This is a genomic window from Streptomyces sp. GDS52 (assembly GCF_052246875.1).
Lineage (GTDB): Bacteria > Actinomycetota > Actinomycetes > Streptomycetales > Streptomycetaceae > Streptomyces > Streptomyces cathayae.
Map to the genome: position 1 here is coordinate 5,163,214 of NZ_CM125966.1, position 22,323 is coordinate 5,185,536.

Consider the following 22,323-nt stretch of genomic DNA (forward strand, 5'->3'; position numbering starts at 1 on the left):
GATGCCGACCACATCCCCTCCCCAGAACACGGACGAGCTGTACCAGGCGCTCCGGGAGAACGACCGGCGCCCCTACGGCCGCACCCGCACCGTCACCGCCGAGGAACTCGTCGACGCCGCCGAGCAGTTCGCGGAGCCCGTCCCGCTGATCGACGCGCTGCTCGAACTGCAGGAGGCCTACACCTACGGCTCCGAACCCCGTAAGTCGCCCGTCGTCTTCGCCCGGCTGCTCACCCTCTTCGACGAGCAGCCGGACGTCTTCGACGAACGCCTGCGCCACCAGCTGTTCTGGCGGTTCAAGTGGGTCGCGGGCGCCCTGCGCGCGCTGCCCGAGATACCGCTGGCCAGTCTGCGCCAGTGGCTGACGGAGATGCGCGACCGGTACGAGAAGGCCGGCCTGGACCTCCAGCCCTACTACGGGCAGGCCTACCGGCTGGCCGCCCACCTCGGTGAGGACACCGCCCTCGCCTACGAGCTGTGGGCGGGCCGCTCCCGCTCCCGGCTCAGCGACTGCGAGGCCTGCGAGATCTGCGACCGCGCCCTGTACCACCTGGCGGCGGGCGACGACGAGCGGGCGCTGCGCGCCTGGGAGCCCGTCCTGGCCGGCCAGGAGTCCTGCCAGGAGGAGCCGGCCCGCTCCGCCTCCTACGCACTGCTGCCCCTGCTGCGCACCGGCCGCACCGACGAGGCACGCGCACTGCACCTCGCCGGCTACCGCGGCTGCCGCCGCAACCCCTCGATGGCCGGGGAGGTCGGCCGGCACCTGGAGTTCTGCGCGCTGACCGGCAACGAGGCGCGAGGCCTGGAACTGCTCGCCGAGAACCGGAACCTGTTCGACGAGGTGGACTCGCCGCAGGACGGGCTCGACTTCCTCACCAGCGTGGAGGTCCTCCTCCAGCGCGTCGAGGCCCTCGGCCACGGCGAACTGCCCGCCGCCGGGTTCCCGGGCCGCACCTGGACCGTGACCGGTCTGCGCGCCGAGGTGCGCGGCCGCGCCGCCGACCTCGCCGCCCGCTTCGACGACCGCAACGGCACCAGCGCCCACACCGACCGCCGGAGCGCCCGCCTCGACCGGGCCCCGCTCCTCGACGCGCTGGAACTGACCCTGCGCACCCGCAGCCTCGACGAGGTGAGCCCGGCCGCACCGCTCGACGCATCGGTCACCGGGTCGGCTTCCACCGCCCGTACGACCGCCGCCGTACCCGAGTCGCTGACCGAACTCATCCTCCAGGCACGGTCGCTGGAAGGGGAAGGGCACCCGGACGCACAGGCCTGCTGGGCGCGGCTGCGCACGCTCGTCGCCGCCCGCGACTACGCCCACCCCGACGACCCGGCCGTGGGTCCGCTGCTGCGGCTGCGCGCGGACCTGCTGGCCGACGAGGCGAACTGGGCGGGTGACAGGGACGAGTTCGCCGACGCCGCCGCCCTCCACGAGGAGGCCGCGGGTCTGTACGACGACGCCGGACTGCCGGGGCACGCGGCACTCTCCCGCGCCTGCGCCCTGCTCGCCACCGCCGAGATCCCCGCGGAGGACGCCGACGGCCCCGAGGCGAAGACCGAGAGGAAGACCGAGGCGCTGACCACCGCCCACACCTCCCTGGTCCGCCTGCACGAGGAGACGTCCGGTCTCACCCCGCACCAGGAGGCCCGCCTGCTCCGTCTGCGGGCGACCGCGCTCGGCCTGCGCCTGCAGACGTCGGGGAACTCGGGGACCTCGGGGAACGGAGAGCACGTCGCGCCGCTCCTCGCCGAGGTGGACCTGCTGCACACCTTCGCCACCCGGCACGACATCACCGGGCAGATCGCCAGGGCCCTGCTGCTGCGGGCCACCGCCCACGCCCTGGCCGGCGACCTGCCCGCCGCGCTCACCGAGACCGACGGCCTCCTCGACCGGCTGAGGGAGCACGGTCCGGCCTGGCACCTGCCCCGCGTGCTCGCCCTGCGGGGCAGGCTCCACCTCGGCTTCCAGGACGCGCAGGCCGCGCACGCGGACCTGTCCGAGGCCTTGCGGCTGGCCGCCGACTGGCCGGCCGACACGACGGACACCTCCCGGCTGCACGCCGAGCTGGCCGAGGTCTGCATGCACCTGGGCCGCCCCGAGGAGGCGCTGCGGCACCTGACGCGCTCGGCGGAGCTGGACCTGCGCCGCGGCAAACGCATCGACGCGTTCTGCACCTACAGCAACGCCGCCCAGCTCAGCCTCGACCTGGGCCGCGTCGAGGACGCCATCGCGCTGCTCGACTCCCTGCTGGCCGAACCGGACGTCGCCGCCGGGGAGCTGGACGACCGGCTCGCCGCCCAGCTGCGCCTGACCCGCGCCCGCGCGCTGCGCGCGGGGGACGACCTCAAGGCCGCCACGGCGGAGTTCGTCGCCCTCGCGGCCGAGTCGGCCGGCTGGGACGACGACCCGGGAAGCCACGCCATGATCGCCGCGGAGACGGCCGTACTCCTCGGCGAGTCCGGAGAGTTCGGCCAGGCCCGCAAGGCCGCCGACCAGGCACTCGCCGCCCACGCCAGGGCCCCGCGCCACGAGCACCTCAGCAACGTCTTGCGCGAACTCGCCCGCCTGCAGGCCCAGCGGCAGGGACCCGACGGCCTGGCCGGTGCCCGCGCCTTCCTCACCGACGCCGGCCGGGTCGCCGACGAGGCACGCGCCGCCGGGTACGAGGCCCACGGCCGCTCCCTGGACACCGCCCTGGCCTACGAGCACGGCAGGGTCAACGCCTACGCCGGTGCCCACGAGGAGGCCCTGACCGCCCTGGAGCAGGCCCTCACCCTGCTCGGCGAACCGGGACCGGGTCCGGGGCCGGAGCAGCAGCAGGCCGGCGAGTGGGCCGAGTGCGTCCGCCTCGCCGCCGCCGTGGAGGGCATCTACCTGGAACGCCCCGCCCCCGCCCTCACCCGCCTCGACGCGGCGGTCTCCCGGCTGACCGCGGCGGGCCACACCGAGGAGACCGAGCCGCTGACGGCCCTCGCGGCGAGGCTGCGCGACGAGGAGTGACCCGGCGCTCCCGGCCGCCCGGGGCCCTCACGGGTTGACGAAACCCATGGGGTCCCGGGCACCGGGATCACCGCATCCGACCTCACCGCCCCGCCGTCCCCGAGGGACGCTCAGTCGAGACAGAACTCGTTGCCCTCGACGTCCTGCATCACGAGGCACGACTCGTTGAAGCCGTCGGCACGCAGCAGCCGCACCCGTACCGCGCCGAGCGCGACCAGCCGTGCGCACTCGGCCTCGAGAGCGGCCAGGCGTTCTTCCCCCACGAGCCCGGTGCCGACCCGCACGTCGAGGTGCACCCGGTTCTTGACGGCCTTGCCCTCGGGAACACGCTGGAAGAACAGCCGCGGGCCCACCCCCGAGGGGTCGACGCACGCGAACGCGGAGCCCTGGCGCTCCGGCGGCAGCACGCGGTCGAAATCGTCCCACGTGGCGAACCCCTCCGGCGGCGGCGGTACGACGTACCCCAGCACCTCGCACCAGAAACGGGCGACGCGCTCGGGCTGCGCGCAGTCGAAGGTGACCTGGAACTGCTTGACCGATGATGACATCGGCCCACCGTAACGGGAGCGACGAGCAGGCCGGGCCCGTCCGGCAGAATCCGCCGGACAGGCCCTGAAGCCCCGTCAGCCCCTAGAGCTCCGCCAGCAGCTCCGCTTTCTTGGAGGAGAACTCCTCGTCCGTCACCAGGCCCGCCTGGTGCAGTTCGCCGAGGTGGCGGATGCGGTCGGCGATGTCGGCGGGGTCGCGGCGCACGGCCGCCGCGACCACCGCGGGCACCGGCTCGGAGGTCCGTACCGCCGCCAGCACGGCCGCCGCGAACGGCAGCGACTCGTGCACCGGCCCGTAGCCCAGCCCGAACACCACGGCCGCCGGGTCCTGGTCGGCCGGGGGCGACGACGCCGGCTCGTCCCGGCGCAGCAGCCGCAGGTGTCCTTCGAAGACCTCGGGCGACCGCCACTCCACACCGCTCAGCTCACCCACCGGGAAGCGCTGGTCACCGGCTTTCCACTTCGCCGACGAGGCGCCCGTCCAGAACCAGTGGAAGGAGACCGTCGTCCCGTCGAAGGCGGCCCTGCCGTCGTACGCCTTGAACCGCAGCGGCACCTCGGGGGCCGGCACCAGGTGGCGCTCGGCGGGACCGGACTCGGTGAGGCGGGCGAGGAGTTCGTCGGCGTAGTACTCGGCGAGCGTCTCGCGCTCGGCGGGCAGCACCAGCCGGTAGGGGTCGGAGCTCTCCTTCAACTGCCCGGCCGCCGCCTCCATCAGCGGGTCGGCCCCGGGCCGGGGCTCGAGGCGCAGCACGACGCTGCCGCGCCTGCCGGGGGTCAGCGTCACCCCGGCGACGGCCTCCAGGGGAACGCGTCGTTCCCCGAGCGCCTGGAACAACTTGGGTGTTCGAATCCCCCTTTCGTAACGGATGAGCACGGAGTCGGACTCGAACTCCCAGGCAGCGTGAAATCCGGCCAGTACGTCACCCATGCGGCTCATCGTATGCGGCACGAGCTTTTTCGTCCCCTCCCCGTGCATACCGCGGTTCCTCCGTTCTCTACGCGCGTCCGGGTGAGCGGGCGTAGGACAAACCCGCCCGGCATACGCCGTCATCGTGTGCGCAGGCCACCGCCGGGTATGCGCCAACGCCGATCTCGGCGAAGTTGCGCAGACTGTCCGTGCCCGGCTCGAAATACCCGCTGTGTCCCTGGGCCTCACGGGCCGACAGGACCCGGGCCCCGAAAGCGGGGGAGACCGGGTCGGCGCCGTGGCCCAGTCCGCCGACCTCCAGATAGGGCACGTCCTGGACCCAGTCGTCGGCGTCCCGCATGGCCCACACGCGCGCGTGGGTGCGCAGCGCGGAGGCCGTCTCGGCCCGCATGCCGGGACTGCCGGCCACCGCGATGTCGGTGACCCGGCCGGGCAGGGTGCTCGCGGCGAGCCCGCACACCACGGAGCCGTAGCTGTGGCAGAACAGCGCGACCGGGGCCGTGCCGGGCAGCGCGCGCAGCAGCGCGTCGAGCCGTAGCGCGCCGTCCCCGGCGCGCCCGGCCATGGCCGCCTCCATGCCGACTCCGCCGGGCGCGGTGTAGTCGGCCCAGGCGATCACGGCGGTACGGGTCGCGGGGTCCGCCTCGTACTCGGCCGCGCGCAGCGCCTCGGCCATGCCGACGGGGGCCGAGTAGCGGCGGTAGGTGCGCTGGAAGGTGAGCAGATCCGTGTCGACGCCGGGGACGACGACCGAGATGCGTTCGGCCTCGTCCAGGTCGCCGAAGACCTCGGCCACACGGCCCGGCCCCGACGGGTCGAAGGCGAGGATCTGGCGTCCCGGTTTCAGCAGTGCCCCGAGGCGGTTCATCCGGCGGCCCGCCTGGTGCTGTCCCGCGGGCGTGAGCCGTGTGTCGCGCATCCGTTCCCGCTCGATCTCGCGGGCCTGCTCCATCGCGATGCGGTTGGCGCGGTACCGCAGATCGGCCGGGGCGCCGTTCATGTTGCCGACCGCGAGGGGGAAGCGGTGGGCGAGACCCAGCCGCTGCGCCTCGGTGAGCGAGGCGAAGAACCGGGCCAGCCTGCCGGGCGCGGACCGCGGGTCCGGCAGCTCGCGGCCCGCTGTGCGGCCGTGCTCCCAGGCGGTGAGCGAGGCGGACAGAGGTGCCGCCTCCCGCTGCTGGCGCAGTGCCGACCAGCCGGTGGTCGCCAGCATCACGAAGACGACGGCGAGTGCGAGGAGCGCGCGCCCCGCGTTCAGCTGTGGAGAGGAGTCGAAGGAAGTCACTGCCGGGACACATTAGGAGAACGAGAGGGTCTCGCGTCAATCGAGTGACGAGTATCACGTTTCGATGCGCGGGTTGTGAGCGATGGTCAGCCCGCCGGGATGCGGGCCGTCGTCGGCTCGCGCACGGCGCCCCTGGTCGCCTCAGCGGTTCCGCGGTTCCGCCGGAGGCGGCCACACCCGAGGAACCCCCGGAGCGAGTTCGCTCATCAGGGTGAACAAACGAGGTGAACCCTCCCCTTCGGCGGGCACCGCAGGTCACAGTGGGTCAAGTCCTCCGCAGGGCATGGAGGCTGTGGCTGCGGCGCGCTGCTGGAGGGGGGCAGCGCGCAGGCAGCATCCCTCCAGCCGTCCGCGCAGCGTGAATCCACCGCTGAAGCGGGGGTACCCGCCTCTCGACGAACCCCGTACGCCTCTCTGACCAGCCCATGGATCAAGGGAGTTGGCGATGGCGAGCTTCGGACACGGTACGCGCAGGCACTCCCGGTCGGGTGGTCGCGGGTGGTCATCGACGGGGCAGGACCGCGCGACGCTCGGAATCATCGGGGTCATCTGCGCGGTCGCCGGATTCTTCGTGCTGGGGATCGTCCTCGGCCCCGCGGCGATCGTCTGCGGCCGGCTCGCCATGGGCCGCAGCTGGGCGGGGTCCCGCCCGGTGCCGGCCCTGGTCGCCCTCGTCCTGGGTGCGATCGACACGCTCCTGGCCGTCGTCTGGCTGGCCGGGGCGACCACCCCGGGCTACCGAACACTTGCCCAGTGCTCCACCCTTCAGGGTGGAGGTGTAGGGCATCCTGCCCGTAGTGGCCCGAAGGGGCGCGGCGGCATGGCTGAGATCGCCTTGTCCGACGACGGAGTTGTCGGACCTACCGCCGGACGGGCGGGAAGTCAGGCCTGCGGAGGCCGTGTAAGACCGACCCTCACCGGTCGGCAGTGGCCTGTGAAACAGGAACCCGAGGTGGTACCGCGAAGCGGTACCGACCGGAATCTCCTGCCCTCGGGCAGGAGAGGACGTCAAGGAATGTTCTGACGGACCCGCAGCCCCGGGACCGAACGGGATGAGGGCCTCCGGCGACTCGCCGGAGGCCCTCCTCGTTTCCTCGGACGGCTCCGTCACGCCGCCCGTCGGGACGTCACGCGTCGCCGCCCGCCGGGCCCGGGTCGGCCGCGGTGACGTCGAGCAGTTGGTAGCGGTCGATGGCCTGCTTCAGCACCGACCGGTCGAGGTGGCCCTCGCGGACCAGCTCCGTCAGCACCGCCACCACGATCGACTGCGCGTCGATGTGGAAGAACCGCCGGGCCGCCCCGCGGGTGTCCGCGAAGCCGAAGCCGTCCGCGCCCAGCGACTGGTACGTCCCCGGCACCCAGCGCGAGATCTGGTCCGGCACCGACCGCATCCAGTCCGACACCGCCACGACCGGCCCCTGCGCCGAGGCCAGCTTCCGCGTCACGTACGGGACGCGCTGCTCCTCCTCCGGGTGCAGCAGGTTGTGCCGCTCGCAGTCCACCGCCTCGCGCCGCAGCTCGTTCCAGGAGGTCGCCGACCAGACGTCGGCCCTGACGTCCCACTCCTCGGCGAGGATCCTCTGCGCCTCGACCGCCCAGGGCACCGCGACACCGGAGGCGAGGATCTGGGCGGGCAGGCTGCCCGCCGTGCCCTCGCTGAAGCGGTACAGGCCCTTCACGATGCCCTCCGCGTCCACGTTCGCGGGCTCGGCCGGGTGCTGGATGGGCTCGTTGTAGACGGTCAGGTAGTAGAAGACGTCCTCGCCGTGCGGGTGCTGCTCGTCGCCGCCGTACATCCGGCGCAGGCCGTCCTGCACGATGTGCGCGATCTCGAACCCGAAGGCCGGGTCGTAGGCGACGCAGCCCGGGTTCGTGGACGCCAGCAGCTGCGAGTGCCCGTCCGCGTGCTGAAGGCCCTCACCGGTCAGGGTCGTACGCCCCGCGGTCGCGCCCAGGACGAAACCGCGCGCCAGCTGGTCGGCCATCTGCCAGAACTGGTCACCGGTGCGCTGGAAACCGAACATCGAGTAGAAGACGTACACCGGGATGAGCGGTTCGCCGTGCGTGGCGTACGCCGAGCCGGCCGCGATCAGCGAGGCCGTGCAGCCGGCCTCGGAGATGCCGTCGTGCAGCATCTGCCCGTTCGGCGCCTCCTTGTACGTGAGCAGCAGATCCCGGTCCACGGACTCGTACTGCTGGCCCAGCGGGTTGTAGATCTTCGCGCTCGGGAAGAACGAGTCCATGCCGAACGTGCGGTACTCGTCCGGCGCGATCAGCACGAACCGTTTGCCGATCTCCTTGTCCCGCAGGAGCTCCTTGAGGAGCCGGACGAAGGCCATGGTCGTGGCGATGGACTGCTGGCCCGAGCCCTTCTTCACGTTCGCGTACGTCTTGTCGCCGGGCAGTGCGAGTGGCTTCGAGCGCACCACACGGGTCGGTACGTACCCGCCGCAGGCCTTGCGGCGGTCGTGCATGTACTGGATCTCCTCCGAGTCGCGGCCCGGGTGGTAGTACGGCGGCAGACCGGACTCCAGGTCCTTGTCGGCGATCGGCAGGTGCATGCGGTCCCGGAAGCCCTTGAGGTCGTCGACCGTCAGCTTCTTCATCTGGTGCGTGGCGTTGCGGCCCTCGAAGTTCGGACCCAGCGTCCAGCCCTTGACCGTCTTGGCGAGGATCACCGTCGGCTGGCCCTTGTGCTCCAGGGCCGCCTTGTAGGCCGCGTAGATCTTCCGGTGGTCGTGACCGCCGCGGCCCAGGTGCAGGATCTGGTCGTCGGTCATGCCCTCGACCATGGCGCGCAGCCGGTGGTCGTCGCCGAAGAAGTGGTTGCGGATGTACGCCCCGGACTCGGTGGCGTACGTCTGGTACTGGCCGTCCGGAGTGGTGTTCATCCGGTTGACCAGCACCCCGTCCCGGTCCTGGGCGAGCAGCGGGTCCCAGGTGTGGTCCCAGACCAGCTTGATCACGTTCCAGCCGGCGCCCCGGAAGATGGACTCCAGCTCCTGGATGATCTTGCCGTTCCCGCGCACCGGCCCGTCGAGGCGCTGCAGGTTGCAGTTGACGACGAAGGTCAGGTTGTCCAGGTTCTCGCGGGCGGCGATGGACAGCTGGCCCAGCGACTCGGGCTCGTCCATCTCGCCGTCGCCGAGGAACGCCCACACGTGCGACTTCGAGGTGTCGGTGATGCCGCGCGCCTGCATGTAGCGGTTCATCCGGGCCTGGTAGATCGCGCCGATCGGGCCGAGGCCCATCGAGACCGTCGGGAACTCCCAGAAGTCCGGCATCGACCGCGGGTGCGGGTACGACGACAGCGCCTCGGGCGCCTTCGACTTCTCCTGCCGGAAGCCGTCCAGCTGCCGCTCGGAGAGCCGGTCCAGCAGGTACGCGCGCGCGTAGATGCCCGGTGAGGCGTGGCCCTGGAAGAAGACCTGGTCACCGCCGTCGCCCGCGTCCTTCCCGCGGAAGAAGTGGTTGAAGCCCACGTCGTACAGCGACGCCGAGGACGCGAACGTGGCGATGTGGCCGCCGACGCCGATCCCGGGCCGCTGCGCGCGCGAGACCATCACCGCGGCGTTCCACCGGGTCGCGTTGAGGATCTTGCGCTCGATCTCCTCGTTGCCCGGGAAGAACGGCTCCGCGCGGGTGGGGATCGTGTTGACGTAGTCCGTGCTGCGCATCTCGGGCACGGCCACGCGGCGCTCGCGGGCGCGCTCGATCAGCCGCAGCATCAGATAGCGGGCCCGCTCCCGGCCGCGCTCGTCGACCGCGGCGTCGAGGGAGTCGAGCCACTCCTGTGTTTCCTCGGGGTCGAAGTCAGGAACCTGACTCGGAAGGCCACCAATGATGATCGGGCTGCGATCGGATGCGGAAGCCACGCTGTTCCTTACCTGTCAGAGGGCCGTGAGAGGGCCACTGCTTCACTGATTTAGCCGTCTGCGCGCTCCCCATCGTCCACCCGGGGGCCGCACACGTCATCTCTACCGATAGGTAACCCGACCCCGTCACCGGTACGGTGGCATACGGGACGGGCCACGGACTCGTGCGAGTCTCGTACCCGTATACGGTTCCCAAACGCCCATAGAGGGCACAAAGGTGTGGTGTGTATCACTGTGGGCCAGGATGATGTGCCTGGAGTTGCGGTGACCCGGCCAGGATCGTCACCGTTTCGACGGTCCCTGCGGCCGGGTACTTGCGCGAACCGCCCCGCCCGTGTGGACTACGGCCACAGCCGCGCGCCCGCGCGCGACTGTGACAATTGACGAGATTCCCAAACCATGATCAGGAGGCAAACCGTGAGCGCGACCGCGGACCACGCGGAGGAGCGGACGAACCCTGCCGCCAGGCTGGGGTTCCAGCCCGGGCAGGTGGTCCAGGAGATCGGCTACGACGACGACGTCGACCAGGAGCTCCGCGAGGCCATCGAGGGCGTCATCGAGAACGACCTGGTCGACGAGGACTACGACGACGTGGCTGACGCCGTTGTGCTGTGGTTCCGCGACGACGACGGCGACCTGACGGACGCGCTGGTGGACGCCGGCACGTACATCGAAGAGGGCGGTGCCATCCTGCTCCTCACGCCGAAGACAGGCCGTTCGGGCTACGTCGAGCCGAGTGACGTCTCGGAGGCCGCCACCACGGCCGGCCTGACGGCGGCCAAGAGCGTCAGCGTGGGCAAGGACTGGAGCGGCAGCAGGCTGGCCACGCCGAAGGCCGCCAAGTCCAGGAGGTAACCATGGCGGAGGCGGCTCCGGCGGCGGCACTCCCGCCGCCGGGGTCGCACCCCGTTCGAACCCGGACGGGCCGACCGGATCGGCCCGTCCGGCCCACTGTCGTACCCCGTGCGTAGGGTGGTCTCCGGGAACGAACCGGGAACAGCACCCCCGAAGGGACGAACGAGGCGATGGCGATCCAGGTCGGCGACAAGGCCCCCGACTTCGAGCTCAAGGACAACCACGGCGCGCCCGTACGGCTGTCCGACCACCTCGGACAGCGGAACGTGGTGCTCGTCTTCTACCCCTTCGCCTTCACCGGCGTGTGCACCGGGGAACTGCGCGCACTGCGCGACAGCCTGCCGCTCCTCACCGACCGCGACACCGCGCTGCTCGCCGTCTCCAACGACTCCATCCACACCCTGCGCGTCTTCGCCGAGCAGGAGAGCCTGGAGTACCCCCTGCTGTCGGACTTCTGGCCGCACGGCGAGGTCTCCCGCGCGTACGGCGTCTTCGACGAGGGCAAGGGCTGCGCCGTGCGGGGGACCTTCGTCATCGACCGGGAGGGCGTCGTGCGCTGGACGGTCGTCAACGCGCTGCCCGACGCACGTGACCTGAACGAGTACGTCGGAGCGCTCGACGCGCTGTGAGCACGTCCGACACCCGGTGATTCCCCGCCCCGCGGCCTGCGGCGGCCGGGAACCCATCACTAGGATCGACACGTTGATCGGACATCCAACGCACGACGGGGCTTCCCGCCCCCGGACATCAAGGGAGGACTCGTGGGAGTCAGCCTCAGCAAGGGCGGCAACGTATCGCTGACCAAGGAGGCGCCGGGCCTGACCGCGGTCATCGTCGGACTGGGGTGGGACGTCCGCACCACGACCGGCACCGACTTCGACCTGGACGCCAGCGCGCTGCTGGTGAACAACACCGGCAAGGTCACCAACGACGCCAACTTCGTCTTCTTCAACAACCTCAAGAGCCCGGACGGCTCGGTCGAGCACACCGGCGACAACCTCACCGGTGAGGGCGAGGGCGACGACGAGCAGATCAAGGTCAACCTCGCCGGTGTCCCGGCGGAGATCGAGAAGATCGTCTTCCCGGTCTCGATCTACGACGCCGAGAACCGCCAGCAGTCCTTCGGCCAGGTGCGCAACGCGTTCATCCGCGTCATCAACCAGGCCGGCGGCGCCGAGATCGCCCGCTACGACCTGTCGGAGGACGCCTCCACGGAGACCGCCATGGTCTTCGGCGAGCTGTACCGCAACGGCGCCGAGTGGAAGTTCCGCGCCATCGGCCAGGGCTACGCCTCCGGCCTGCGCGGCATCGCGCAGGACTTCGGGGTGAACGTCTGAGACGGTCACGTCCCGGGCGCCGCCCGGGCCCGGCCGCCTCGTACGGCCGTTCTGTCCGGCGCCACACGGTTCACGTGTGGCGCCGGAGGCGCAGGACCACCTGAGAACACGACCCGGGGAGGATCAGCATCATGGGTGTCACGCTTGCCAAGGGGGGCAACGTCTCCCTGTCCAAGGCCGCACCGAACCTCACGCAGGTGATGATCGGGCTCGGCTGGGACGCACGCTCCACCACCGGAGCACCCTTCGACCTCGACGCCAGCGCGCTGGTGTGCAGCGACGGCCGGGTCATGGGGGACGAGTGGTTCGTCTTCTACAACCAGCTCACGAGCCCGGACGGCTCGGTGCAGCACACCGGTGACAACCTCACCGGTGAGGGCGACGGCGACGACGAGTCCCTGCTGGTCGACCTCTCCCAGGTGCCGGCCCGGTGCGACAAGATCGTTTTTCCGGTCTCCATCCATCTGGCCGACGACCGCGGCCAGGCATTCGGCCAGGTCAGCAACGCCTTCATCCGTGTCGTCAACCAGGCGGACGGCCAGGAACTGGCCCGGTACGACCTGTCGGAGGACGCTTCCACCGAAACCGCGATGATCTTCGGCGAGCTCTACCGCTATCAGGGCGAGTGGAAGTTCAGGGCGGTGGGGCAGGGGTACGCGTCTGGGCTGCGGGGCATCGCTCTAGACTTCGGAGTCAATGTTTCGTAAAGCCGCCTTCGGCAGCGGGGAGAGTCTCCTCCGGAAGATCGTCCGGTGGAGCCCCCAACACATGATGGGGTAGCCAGTGGTTCTGAAAACCTTCGGCTGGTCGTTCGCGGTCACCGCGCTCGGCCTGGTCGCAGCGATCCTTTTCGGGGGGTGGACCGCCTTTGGCATCGTGGCGATCCTGTCGATCCTCGAGATCTCGCTGTCCTTCGACAACGCGGTGGTCAACGCCGGGATCCTGAAGAAGATGAATGCCTTCTGGCAGAAGATCTTCCTCACGATCGGCATCCTGATCGCCGTCTTCGGTATGCGGCTGGTCTTCCCCGTCGTGATCGTCGCCCTCAGTGCCCAGCTCGGTCCGATCGAAGCGGTCAAGCTCGCCTTCGACGACAAGGACCAGTACCAGCAACTCGTCACCGACGCCCACCCGTCGATCGCCGCGTTCGGTGGCATGTTCCTGCTGATGATCTTCCTGGACTTCGTGTTCGAGGAGCGGGAGATCAAGTGGCTGACCTGGATCGAGCGCCCGCTCTCCAAGCTCGGCAAGGTCGACATGCTGTCGGTCTGCGTCGCGCTGATCGTCCTGCTGATCGCCTCCATGACCGTCGGGGCCAACGCCCACCAGCACGGCGGCCTCCACGTCGACAAGGCGGAGACCGTCCTCCTCGCCGGCATCGGGGGTCTGATCACCTACATGATCGTGGGCGGACTCTCCGGCTACTTCGAGGACAAGCTCGAAGAGGACGAGGAACGCGAGCACGAGGAGGAGGAGAAGGCCGCGCGCGCCGGAAAGCCCCGCACGGCGGTCGCGATGGCCGGCAAGGCCGCGTTCTTCATGTTCCTCTACCTCGAGGTCCTGGACGCCTCCTTCTCCTTCGACGGTGTGATCGGCGCCTTCGCCATCACCAACGACATCGTGCTGATGGCCCTGGGCCTGGGCATCGGCGCCATGTACGTCCGTTCGCTGACGGTCTACCTGGTCCGCCAGGGCACCCTCGACGAGTACGTCTACCTGGAGCACGGCGCGCACTACGCCATCGGCGCGCTCGCCGCCCTGCTGCTCATCACGATCCAGTACGAGATCAACGAGATCATCACCGGCCTGATCGGCGTCGTCCTGATCGGTGCCTCCTTCTGGTCCTCCGTGCGCCGCAACAAGGCGATCGCGGCGGCCGGGGGAACCCCGGAGAAGACCGAGGTCTCGTCCGGGGTGTGACAGCCCTCCGCGTGAGGAACGCTCTGTTCGGGGCGGCCGTCGAGGAACCACTCCTCGGGGCCGCCCCGTCGGCCGTTGCGGGGGCGGCGGAACGGCGGGACAACGGGACGGCGGGACGGCACGGCAGCGGGGCCGGCAGGGTTCCACGAGCGGACTTGGGGCGGGAATGGGCTTTCTGGACGGACTGTGGCGCGGGAAAGAGACGGCCTTCGACTCGGGCAACGCGGCCACCAACGCCATCGAGCTGACCAAACGGTACGCGCAGGTGTCCCTGACCAAACAGGGCGCGGCCAACGGCCATCTGCGGATCAACCTGAGCTGGCGGATGCGGACCTCCGACCTGGGCGGCTTCCAGCGGGAGAGCCTGCTGCGGCACCCGCTCAAGGCGCTCAAGCCCCCGGAGGTCGTCGCCCACAGCCAGAGCATGGTCAACGTCGACCTGGACCTGGGCTGCCTGTACGAACTCCAGGACGGCACCAAGGGCGTGGTCCAGCCGCTCGGCGGCCTCCTCGGCGACGTCAACGCGCCGCCGTACGTCAAGCTCAGCGGCGACGACCGGTTCGGCTCGGCGTCCGGTGAGACGATCTACGTCAACCTGGACCAGCGTGAGCACATCAAGCGCCTGCTGGTCTTCGCGTACATCTACGACCAGACGCCCGCCTTCGACCGCACGCACGCCATCGTCACCCTGTTCCCGAGCAATGGCCCGCGGATCGAGATAGGCCTGGACGAACGCCATCCGCAGGCCCGCTCCTGCGCGGTGGTGATGATCGAGAACGTCAAGGGCGAGATCGTGGTCCACCGCGAGGTGAAGTTCGTCTACGGCTTCCAGGCGGAGCTCGACCGGCTGTACGGGTGGGGCCTGCAGTGGGGCCGCGGCTTCAAGTCGAAGGTGGACCGTTAGGGACCCGGTTGCGCCAGGGCCCCGGTCGTGCCGGGGCCCTTCCGGACCGGTCTCTACCGCCCGATGAACTGAGGTCCCTGCGGGGGCAGGCGGAAGTCGGGGTCGGGGGCGCCGGGCGCGGGGGGCGGGTAGCCGTAGCCGGACGGCGCCCCCGCCGCGGCCGCCGCGGGCGATGTCTGCGGGTAGCCGTAGGCGGGCCGCCCGGTCGTCTGCGGGTAGCCGTACGCCGGCTGCGCGGCCGGGGGCTGCTGCGGCGGATACCCGTACGCGGGCTGGGCCGGCACCCCCGCCGGCTGCTCGGGCGGCATGGGCCCGGACAGGTCCGCCGCGGACGGGGCCTGCGGCTGGGTCAGCGCCTCGGGAGGGACCGGGGCCCCGGTCGAGGCGGACGTGTCCGGCCGGCCGGGGTCGGGGGCCGAGGGGTCCTGCGCCGCCTCCGACTCGTCCACCGAGATGCCGAAGTCCGTCGCCAGGCCCTTCAGTCCGTTCGAGTAGCCCTCGCCGAGCGCCCGGAACTTCCAGCCCTCCCCGCGCCGGTACAGCTCACCGCAGATCAGCGCCGTCTCCTGGCCCGTCTCCGGCTTGACGTCGAAGTACGCCAGCGGCTCCGCGTCGGGCGCCTGCGCGTCGAACAGCAGGATGCGCAGCGTGTGCACCCGGTCGAAGGTGACGCCGTCCGCCGACGCCACCAGCAGGATCCGCCCCACGCCGTCCTCGACCCCGTCGAGGTCTGTCTGGATCGTGTCGGTCAGCTCCTCGGCGACCCGCTTCTTGCCGAGCCGCCACACCGTGCCGGACGGGTGCCGGGGCTGGTTGTAGAAGACGAAGTCCTCGTCCGAGCGCACCCGGTCGTCGAGCCCCAGGAGCAGCGCGGACGCGTCCACGTCCGGCACACCCTGCCCCGGGGACCAGCGCAGGACGGCGCGTACCGTGGTGGCTTGGAGCGGGACGTTCGACCCCTTCAGCATGGCGTGCGTCATGCGGTCATCCTGCCCTCTCCGTCCTGACCACGACAATGCGGGGGTATCGAGACGGTAGGGGAACGACACCGTCGGGACCCCCGGAGTTCACACCGGGCGGGAACCGCCGACATCGTTCCGTACGTACTATTACCGGCCACCTTCCGACATTCCACAGCATGCCCAACGGCCACGGGGGAGTTCAATGCATCACTTCGGACAGATCGCCCCGGCGGTGCGGAAACGTCTCTTCCACCGGGAGCCGGGCGTGTTCACACAGGAGTCACCGGCCCGTCTGCTCTCCACGGCCCTCGGCGCCACGCTGTACAGCCCCGCCACCCGCCCCCGGCTCGCCGACGACGTGGTCAAGCAGGCAGGGCGCGGCGTGGTCTCGATGGTGCTGTGCCTGGAGGACTCCATCGGCGACGAGGACGTGATCGCCGGCGAGGCGAACCTCGTCCGCCAGTTCGCCGACCTGGCCGCCCGGCCGGAGGCCGATCTGCCGCTGCTGTTCGTCCGGGTCCGGACCCCCGACCAGATACCGGACCTCGTCCGGCGTCTCGGCCCCGCCCTCCCGTTGCTGTCCGGATTCGTCCTGCCGAAGTTCACCGAGGAACGCGGCGTGCCCTTCCTGGAGGCCCTCGCCCTCGCCGAGGCCGAGAGCGGTCACCGCCTCTTCGCCATGCCGGTACTGGAGTCGCCGGAGCTGCTCTACCGCGAGACACGCGTGGAGACCCTCGAAGGCATCCTCCGCGCGGTCGACAAGTACCGTGACCGGGTCCTCGCCCTGCGCCTCGGCGTGACCGACTTCTGCTCCCCGTACGGGCTGCGCCGCGGCCCCGACATGACCGCCTACGACATCCAGATCGTCGCCTCCGTGATCGCCGACGTGGTGAACATGCTGGCCCGTGCCGACGGCACCGGATTCACCGTGACGGGTCCGGTCTGGGAGTACTTCCGGGTCCAGGAACGCATGTTCAAGCCACAACTGCGGCAGAGCCCCTTCCTGGAGGTACAGGCCGTGGAACTGCGCGCGACACTGATCGAGCACGCCATGGACGGCCTGCTGAGGGAGATCTCCCTGGACCGGGCCAACGGACTGCAGGGCAAGACCTGCATCCACCCCTCGCACGTGCTGCCCGTGCACGCGCTGTCCGTCGTCAGTCACGAGGAGTACAGCGACGCGCAGGACATCCTCCGGCCGGAACGCGACGGCGGGGGCGTCCTGAGGTCGGCGTACACGAACAAGATGAACGAGGTGAAGCCGCACCGCGCCTGGGCCGAGCGGACCCTGCTGCGCGCCGAGGTCTTCGGCGTCGCCAACGAGGACATCGGGTTCGTGGAACTGCTCGCGGCCGGCCTGGCGGAGTGACGTACCGGAGCGACGGCAGGAGACCTCATGGAGAAGGCAGTGAGAAGTCAGTGAACGAGGCAGTGCGCCGTGAGGCGCGCGACGGGGCACCGACCGGCGAGGGCGCGACCGGTGGGAGCGTCTGGTCCGGGAGCTGGGTCGCGGAGCGGCTCGGCGTCGAACTGGCCGGCGACGACCGGCTGACCGGACTGCTGGGCCTGGCCCTGCGCCGCAACCCCAAACGGGCCCACCTGCTGGTGTCCAACGTCCTCGGCAAGCACGTACCCAGCCCGCCGTCGGTCGTCTACGGCCACGGTGTCGCCCTCGGCCGCCGGGTCCGCGAACTGCTGGGCGAACAGGCCCACCGGGCCGTGGTCCTCGGGTACGCGGAGACCGCGACCGGCCTCGGCCACTCGGTCGCCGACGGCCTGGGCGGCGCCCCCTGCCTGCACTCCACGCGCCGCCCGGTCCCCGGGGTGGCCACGGCGGGCGGTTTCGAGGAGTCCCACTCCCACGCGACCTCGCACCTGCTGCTCCCCGAGGACCCCGGGCTGCTGGCCGGGGACGGGCCGCTGGTCCTGGTCGACGACGAGTTCTCCACGGGCAACACGGTGCTGAACACCGTGCGCGATCTGCAGGCGCGGTATCCGCGGACGCGGTACGTCGTGGTCGCCCTGGTCGACATGCGCTCGCCCGCCGACGCCGGGCGGCTGGACGAGTTCGCCCGCGAGATCGGGGCGCGCATCGACCTGGTGACGACCGTGGCGGGCACGGTGCGGCTGCCGGAGGGCGTCCTGGAGAAGGGACAGGAGCTGGTCGCGCGGTACGAGGGTGCCACGGGGGACGCCGGTGCCCTCGGCCGTGCGGCCGACGGCGGGAACCACCCCCTGGGGGCGCGGGACGCAGCCGAATCTGCGGCCACCGCCGCGCGGGCGCGATCGACCCGAGACGGCCCGCACCCGGACGGCAAGCTCACACGGGTGGATCTGGGCTGGCCTTGTGGCCTTCCCGACGGCGGACGCCACGGCTTCACCCCCGCGCACCGCGCCCGCCTGGAGAGCGCACTGCCCGACATGGCGGCCCGCCTCGCAGCGGCACTCCCCGACGGCGCGCACCGCGTGCTCGTCCTCGGCTTCGAGGAGCTGATGTACGCCCCGCTCCGCCTCGCCCACGCGCTGGAGCAGAGGGGCGTCGAGGCGCGCTTCTCGACCACCACCCGCTCACCCGTCCTCGCCGTCGACGACCCCGGCTACGCGATACGCACCCGGCTGGTCTTCCCCGCCCACGACGACCCCGCCGACGGTCCCGGCGAGCGCTACGCCTACAACGTCGCGGGCGCCGGCTTCGACGCCGTGGTCGCGGTCGTCGACTCGGCCGCCGACACCCCCGCGCTGCACGCGCCCGGCGGTCTGCTGGCCGAGCTCGCCGCGCACACCCCGCAGGTCCTCCTCGCGGTCATACCGTCGTACGTCCCCGCGCCCTCCTACGGACCTGCCGGACCCGACGTACCCGCCGGACCCGCCGGACCCGACGCCCTCGAAAGGCCCGCCTCCATGCTGCCCGAGCCCCTCCGCGGCCCCGCCTTCTCCTCGTACGCGCCCGAGGAGGTCGGCTGGCTGCTCCAGGACCTCTCGGACGTCACCCTGGAGGCGCCGACCGAGGAGCGCGAGGAGGCCATCCAGAGCGGCGGCGCGCACTACGCCGAGTCGCTGCCCGTCGAGTACCAGCCGAGCGAGCAGTACCAGCAGCTCTTCCACGCGGCCCTCGAGACCTCGGCGGCCCGCCTCGCCCACGCGGTCGGCGTGGTCACCGAGACCGTCCTCGCGGAGAGGTCACCGCGCCCGGTCCTGGTCTCCCTGGCCCGCGCCGGCACCCCCGTCGGCATCCTGATGCGCCGCTGGGCCCGGCACCGGCACCAGCTCGACCTCCCGCACTACGCCGTCTCCATCGTCCGCGGCCGCGGCATCGACGCCAACGCGCTGCGCTGGCTGGCCGAGCATCACGACCCCCGGGACGTCGTCTTCGTCGACGGCTGGACCGGCAAGGGTGCCATCACCCGTGAACTCGCCCAGGCCGTCGAGGAGTTCGAGAAGTCCCACGGCGTCACCGGCTTCGACCCGGAGATCGCGGTGCTGGCCGATCCCGGCTCCTGCGTACGGACCTACGGCACCCGCGAGGACTACCTGATCCCCTCCGCCTGCCTCAACTCGACCGTCTCCGGCCTCGTCTCACGCACCGTGCTGCGGGCCGACCTGGTCGGCCCGGACGACTTCCACGGTGCCAAGTTCTACCGCGAACTCGCCGACGCGGACGCCTCGGTGGCCTTCCTGGACGCCGTCGCCGCCCGCTTCCCCGAGGTCACGGACGCAGCCTGCGCCCAGGCCAAGGAACTGCTCGCCACCGACCGCACCCCCACCTGGGAGGGCTGGGCCGCCGTCGAACGCATCAGTGAGGAGTACGGCATCCACGACGTGAACCTCGTCAAGCCCGGCGTCGGCGAGACCACCCGGGTGCTGCTGCGCCGGGTGCCCTGGAAGATACTGGCGCGGGCCGGGGCGGGCAGCGACCTCGACCACGTCCGGCTGCTGGCCGAACAGCGGGGCGTCCCCGTCGAGGAGGTCGACGGACTCCCGTACACCTGCGTCGGGTTGATCCACCCCCGGTACACGCGCGGCGCGACCGGCGCCGACGGCAGGGCGGTGACCCGCTGATGACCGTCCTCGTCGCCAGTGACCTCGACCGCACGCTCATCTACTCCGCCGGCGCGCTCGCCCTGGCCGTGCCCGACGCCGAGGCGCCCCGCCTGCTGTGCGTGGAGGTCTACGAGAGCCGCCCGCTGTCCTTCATGACGGAGACGGCGGCCGGACTGCTCGCCGAACTGGGTGACAGCGCGGTGTTCGTACCGACGACCACCCGCACCCGCGAGCAGTACGGGCGCATCAGCCTGCCCGGCCCCCCGCCGGCCTACGCCATCTGTGCCAACGGCGGCCATCTCCTGGTCGACGGCGTGTCCGACCCCGACTGGCAGGCCCGGGTGACCGCGCGCCTCGCCGCCGAGTGCGCCCCGCTCTCCGAGGTGCAGGACCATCTGCTGCGGACCGCCGAACCGGCCTGGACCCTCAAGCACCGGGTCGCCGAGGACCTCTTCGCCTACCTCGTCGTCGAGCGTCGGCTGCTGGACGAGGAGTGGGTGAAGGAACTCGCCGTGTGGGCGGAGCACCGGGGCTGGACGGTCTCCCTGCAGGGCCGCAAGATCTACGCCGTACCGAAGCCGCTCACCAAGAGCGCGGCCATGCGTGAGGTCGCCCGCCGCACCGGCGCCGGCCTCACCCTCGCGGCCGGCGACTCCCTCCTCGACGCCGACCTGCTGCTCGCCGCCGACCGGGGCTGGCGCCCCGGCCACGGCGAACTGGCCGACGCCGGCTGGACGGCCCCCGGGACCACGGCACTGCCCGAGCGCGGGGTGCTGGCCGGCGAACGCATCCTGCGGGAGTTCCTGCACACGGCCCGCACGTCACGCTGACGGCACCGGCAGGGGCCCCTGCCGGTGATCACCGGGATCCTTGCCGGTCGGTGACCGGTGACCGGTCACCGGGGAGTGCTGAGCGGCCGGGGCCGTCAGCCGCAGCAGCCCCCGCCGCAGCAGCCGCCCCCGCCACCCCCGCTCGCACGGGGTGCGGCGGCCGGGGCGGAGGCGGCACCGCCCACGGCGACCGTGGACAGGAGCTTCACCGTGTCGTCGTGTCCCGACGGACAGTCGGCCGGGGCGGCGGACTCCGCCATGGGACGGCTCAGTTCGAAGGTGTCGCCGCAGGTCCGGCAGCGGTACTCATAACGAGGCATGCGCACAGGTTAACCGGCACTTCCCTGTTCGTGGCGGGGGAGAGCGGTGTGCGGGGGAGCCGTGCCGGTCAGCCGGCGGAGCCGCCGCGGTCCTCGCGGATCAGGGCCACCACCTGTGCCACCGACTCGCGGACCGCCTCCGTCTCCGTCAGGAAGTGCCAGTAGTCGGGGTGACGGGCCTCCAGGGCGTCGACGGCCCGGTCCAGGCGGGCCACGGCGGCGTCCAGCGGGTGGGCGTGGCGCGGGTCCGGGGTGTGGCGGCCGGCCATGGCCAGGCGCTGGGCGTCCCGGATGGCGAAGCGGGTGCGTTCGATCTCCTGCTCGGGGTCCTTCTGCACGGCGTTCAGCCGGCGCAGCCGGTCACCGGCGGCGGACACCGCCTCGTCGGTCGTGTTCAACAGCGCCCGTACGGTCGACAGCAGGGCGGTCGCGTCCGCCCAGCGCTGTTCCTCGCGCGCGGTTCTCGCCTCGGCGAGCCTGCTCTCGGCCTGGCGCACGTTCTCCGCGGCCACCTCGGGGACGTGCTGCAGGTCCTGCCAGCAGGCGGCGGTGAAGCGGCGGCGCAGTTCGCTGAGGACCGGTTCCACCTGCGTGGACCGGGTGGTGAGGGCCTGGGCGCGGGTCCGCAGGGAGACCAGTCGGCGGTCGGTCTCGGCGGCCCGCTCCGGCAGCCGGTCGGCCTCCGCGCGGACGGCCTCGGCCTGACGGGTGACCTGCTCGGCCCGCTCCAGGGTCTGCGGCACACCGTGCTGCCCGGCGCCCTGGTTCAGCTTGGTCAGCTCCGGGGAGAGCGTGGCGAGCCGGGCGGCGAGGTCGTCGGCCCGCAGCCCCGACCCGCGGGCGGTGTCCAGCGCGTTCGACGCGGCGAGCAGGGCCTGCCGGGCACGCTCCACGGCGGGCGCGAGCCGGGCCAGCTGGGTCTCGGCCTTGCCGAGGAGGGGGCCCAGGCCGTCGGTGAAGCGGTCCAGTTCCCGCTTGACCCGGTCGAGCTCGCCCTTGGCGGCGGTCAGCTCGGTGCGGGCCCGGGAGGCGACCGAGGCCTCCAGGTCGTCGCGGTCCAGGTCATGGGCGTCGATGGCCTCGATGTACTGGTGGCTGGCCTCGTCGATACGGCGGCCGAGCGCCTCGAAGTCGGCGACGACCCGGCGGGCGGCGGGGGAACTGTCGACGGCGGTGATCGTCTCGATGGAGATCCGCAGGTCCCGCTGGGCGGTGTCGAGCTCGTAGAACGCGGCGGCCGCCGCGTCCTTGGCGGCCTGCGCCTCGGCCCGCTGGTTCTCGGCCCGCCCGCCGAACCAGCGCCGGGTGCCGCCACCGGCGAACGCTGCGGCCAGCACCGGCGCCGCCACCAGCGGCAGGGCCATCAGGGCGAGCGTGTCCCGGAGCGGACCGGCCGCCCGGCGCAGGCGCACCGTGCGACGGCGTGGCCGCGAGGGAGGAGACAGAACACCACGCGTGCGGTGCACGCGTGGTCCCGACGGCGAGTACGGCTGCTCTGGTATCGCCGTCACATC

Annotated in this window: 17 protein-coding genes and 1 pseudogene; 11 read left to right on the plus strand and 7 right to left on the minus strand. The window is 71.7% G+C overall.

From position 1 onward, the window contains the following. The first annotated feature begins 1 nt into the window (after window position 1). Complete coding sequence (locus ACTWJ9_RS23515; protein ID WP_443294735.1) at window positions 2-3,001, plus strand: hypothetical protein; 3,000 nt, start codon at window positions 2-4, stop codon at window positions 2,999-3,001. 110 nt (window positions 3,002-3,111) lie between these two features. Here ACTWJ9_RS23515 and ACTWJ9_RS23520 read toward each other — a convergent pair whose 3' ends face one another. From ACTWJ9_RS23520 to ACTWJ9_RS23530, 3 genes are all read right to left on the minus strand, one after another. Then, entirely contained in the window at window positions 3,112-3,549 is a 438-nt protein-coding gene (locus ACTWJ9_RS23520; RefSeq protein WP_279336245.1) for a VOC family protein, read from the minus strand. Between the two features lie 82 nt (window positions 3,550-3,631). After that, a complete protein-coding gene (locus ACTWJ9_RS23525; RefSeq protein ID WP_279336246.1) occupies window positions 3,632-4,480 on the minus strand; it encodes a DUF4429 domain-containing protein in 849 nt (282 codons plus the stop codon). Between the two features lie 67 nt (window positions 4,481-4,547). Then, the gene (locus ACTWJ9_RS23530) at window positions 4,548-5,765 is read right to left on the minus strand and encodes an alpha/beta hydrolase (protein WP_279336247.1); all 1,218 of its coding nucleotides are present in this window, start codon (window positions 5,763-5,765) and stop codon (window positions 4,548-4,550) included. Between the two features lie 445 nt (window positions 5,766-6,210). On the opposite strand from ACTWJ9_RS23530, the pseudogene ACTWJ9_RS23535 reads away from it, so the two are divergent. Continuing rightward, window positions 6,211-6,501 (plus strand): annotated as a pseudogene (locus ACTWJ9_RS23535) (small hydrophobic protein); the annotation flags it as partial. A 391-nt stretch (window positions 6,502-6,892) separates the two neighbouring features. On the opposite strand, the gene aceE reads toward ACTWJ9_RS23535, so the two are convergent. After that, on the minus strand, window positions 6,893-9,640 hold the full coding sequence (aceE, locus tag ACTWJ9_RS23540) for a pyruvate dehydrogenase (acetyl-transferring), homodimeric type (RefSeq protein WP_279336248.1): 2,748 nt from the start codon (window positions 9,638-9,640) through the stop codon (window positions 6,893-6,895). A 417-nt stretch (window positions 9,641-10,057) separates the two neighbouring features. Here aceE and ACTWJ9_RS23545 point away from each other — a divergent pair, with 417 nt between their 5' ends. The 6 genes from ACTWJ9_RS23545 (at window position 10,058) to ACTWJ9_RS23570 (ending at window position 14,656) form a co-directional block, all read left to right on the plus strand. Then, window positions 10,058-10,495: a DUF3052 domain-containing protein gene (locus ACTWJ9_RS23545; protein ID WP_279336249.1), complete on the plus strand. Its 438-nt coding sequence runs from the start codon at window positions 10,058-10,060 to the stop codon at window positions 10,493-10,495. 170 nt (window positions 10,496-10,665) lie between these two features. After that, complete coding sequence (locus tag ACTWJ9_RS23550) at window positions 10,666-11,124, plus strand: peroxiredoxin (protein WP_279336250.1); 459 nt, start codon at window positions 10,666-10,668, stop codon at window positions 11,122-11,124. A gap of 132 nt (window positions 11,125-11,256) precedes the next feature. Then, window positions 11,257-11,832 (plus strand): TerD family protein, encoded by a 576-nt coding sequence (locus ACTWJ9_RS23555; protein WP_279336251.1) that lies wholly within the window; start codon window positions 11,257-11,259, stop codon window positions 11,830-11,832. Between the two features lie 131 nt (window positions 11,833-11,963). Next, entirely contained in the window at window positions 11,964-12,539 is a 576-nt protein-coding gene (locus ACTWJ9_RS23560) for a TerD family protein (protein WP_279336252.1), read from the plus strand. Between the two features lie 76 nt (window positions 12,540-12,615). Continuing rightward, window positions 12,616-13,752 (plus strand): DUF475 domain-containing protein, encoded by a 1,137-nt coding sequence (locus ACTWJ9_RS23565; protein ID WP_279336253.1) that lies wholly within the window; start codon window positions 12,616-12,618, stop codon window positions 13,750-13,752. Window positions 13,753-13,918: 166 nt separating this feature from the next. Beyond that, window positions 13,919-14,656, plus strand: a complete 738-nt coding sequence (locus ACTWJ9_RS23570; RefSeq protein ID WP_279336254.1) for a TerD family protein — start codon at window positions 13,919-13,921, stop codon at window positions 14,654-14,656. A gap of 53 nt (window positions 14,657-14,709) precedes the next feature. On the opposite strand, the gene ACTWJ9_RS23575 is transcribed toward ACTWJ9_RS23570, so the two are convergent. Beyond that, window positions 14,710-15,636 carry a TerD family protein gene (locus ACTWJ9_RS23575; protein ID WP_388701987.1) on the minus strand — a complete coding sequence of 309 codons (927 nt, stop codon included), beginning with the start codon at window positions 15,634-15,636 and terminating at the stop codon, window positions 14,710-14,712. A 184-nt stretch (window positions 15,637-15,820) separates the two neighbouring features. Here ACTWJ9_RS23575 and ACTWJ9_RS23580 point away from each other — a divergent pair, with 184 nt between their 5' ends. Genes ACTWJ9_RS23580 through ACTWJ9_RS23590 form a run of 3 tightly spaced genes read left to right on the plus strand, consistent with a single transcriptional unit; the run spans window position 15,821 to window position 20,489 of the window. Beyond that, entirely contained in the window at window positions 15,821-16,987 is a 1,167-nt protein-coding gene (locus tag ACTWJ9_RS23580; protein WP_279336256.1) for an HpcH/HpaI aldolase/citrate lyase family protein, read from the plus strand. A gap of 50 nt (window positions 16,988-17,037) precedes the next feature. Beyond that, complete coding sequence (locus tag ACTWJ9_RS23585) at window positions 17,038-19,677, plus strand: phosphoribosyltransferase (RefSeq protein WP_423836122.1); 2,640 nt, start codon at window positions 17,038-17,040, stop codon at window positions 19,675-19,677. Continuing rightward, window positions 19,677-20,489, plus strand: a complete 813-nt coding sequence (locus ACTWJ9_RS23590) for an HAD family hydrolase (protein WP_388701984.1) — start codon at window positions 19,677-19,679, stop codon at window positions 20,487-20,489. Before ACTWJ9_RS23585 ends, ACTWJ9_RS23590 begins: the two co-directional genes overlap by 1 nt. 95 nt (window positions 20,490-20,584) lie before the next feature. Here ACTWJ9_RS23590 and ACTWJ9_RS23595 read toward each other — a convergent pair whose 3' ends face one another. Next, window positions 20,585-20,809 (minus strand): FmdB family zinc ribbon protein, encoded by a 225-nt coding sequence (locus tag ACTWJ9_RS23595; RefSeq protein WP_279336258.1) that lies wholly within the window; start codon window positions 20,807-20,809, stop codon window positions 20,585-20,587. 68 nt (window positions 20,810-20,877) lie between these two features. Beyond that, window positions 20,878-22,320 carry a hypothetical protein gene (locus tag ACTWJ9_RS23600; RefSeq protein ID WP_443294739.1) on the minus strand — a complete coding sequence of 481 codons (1,443 nt, stop codon included), beginning with the start codon at window positions 22,318-22,320 and terminating at the stop codon, window positions 20,878-20,880. Between the last annotated feature and the right edge of the window lie 3 nt (window positions 22,321-22,323).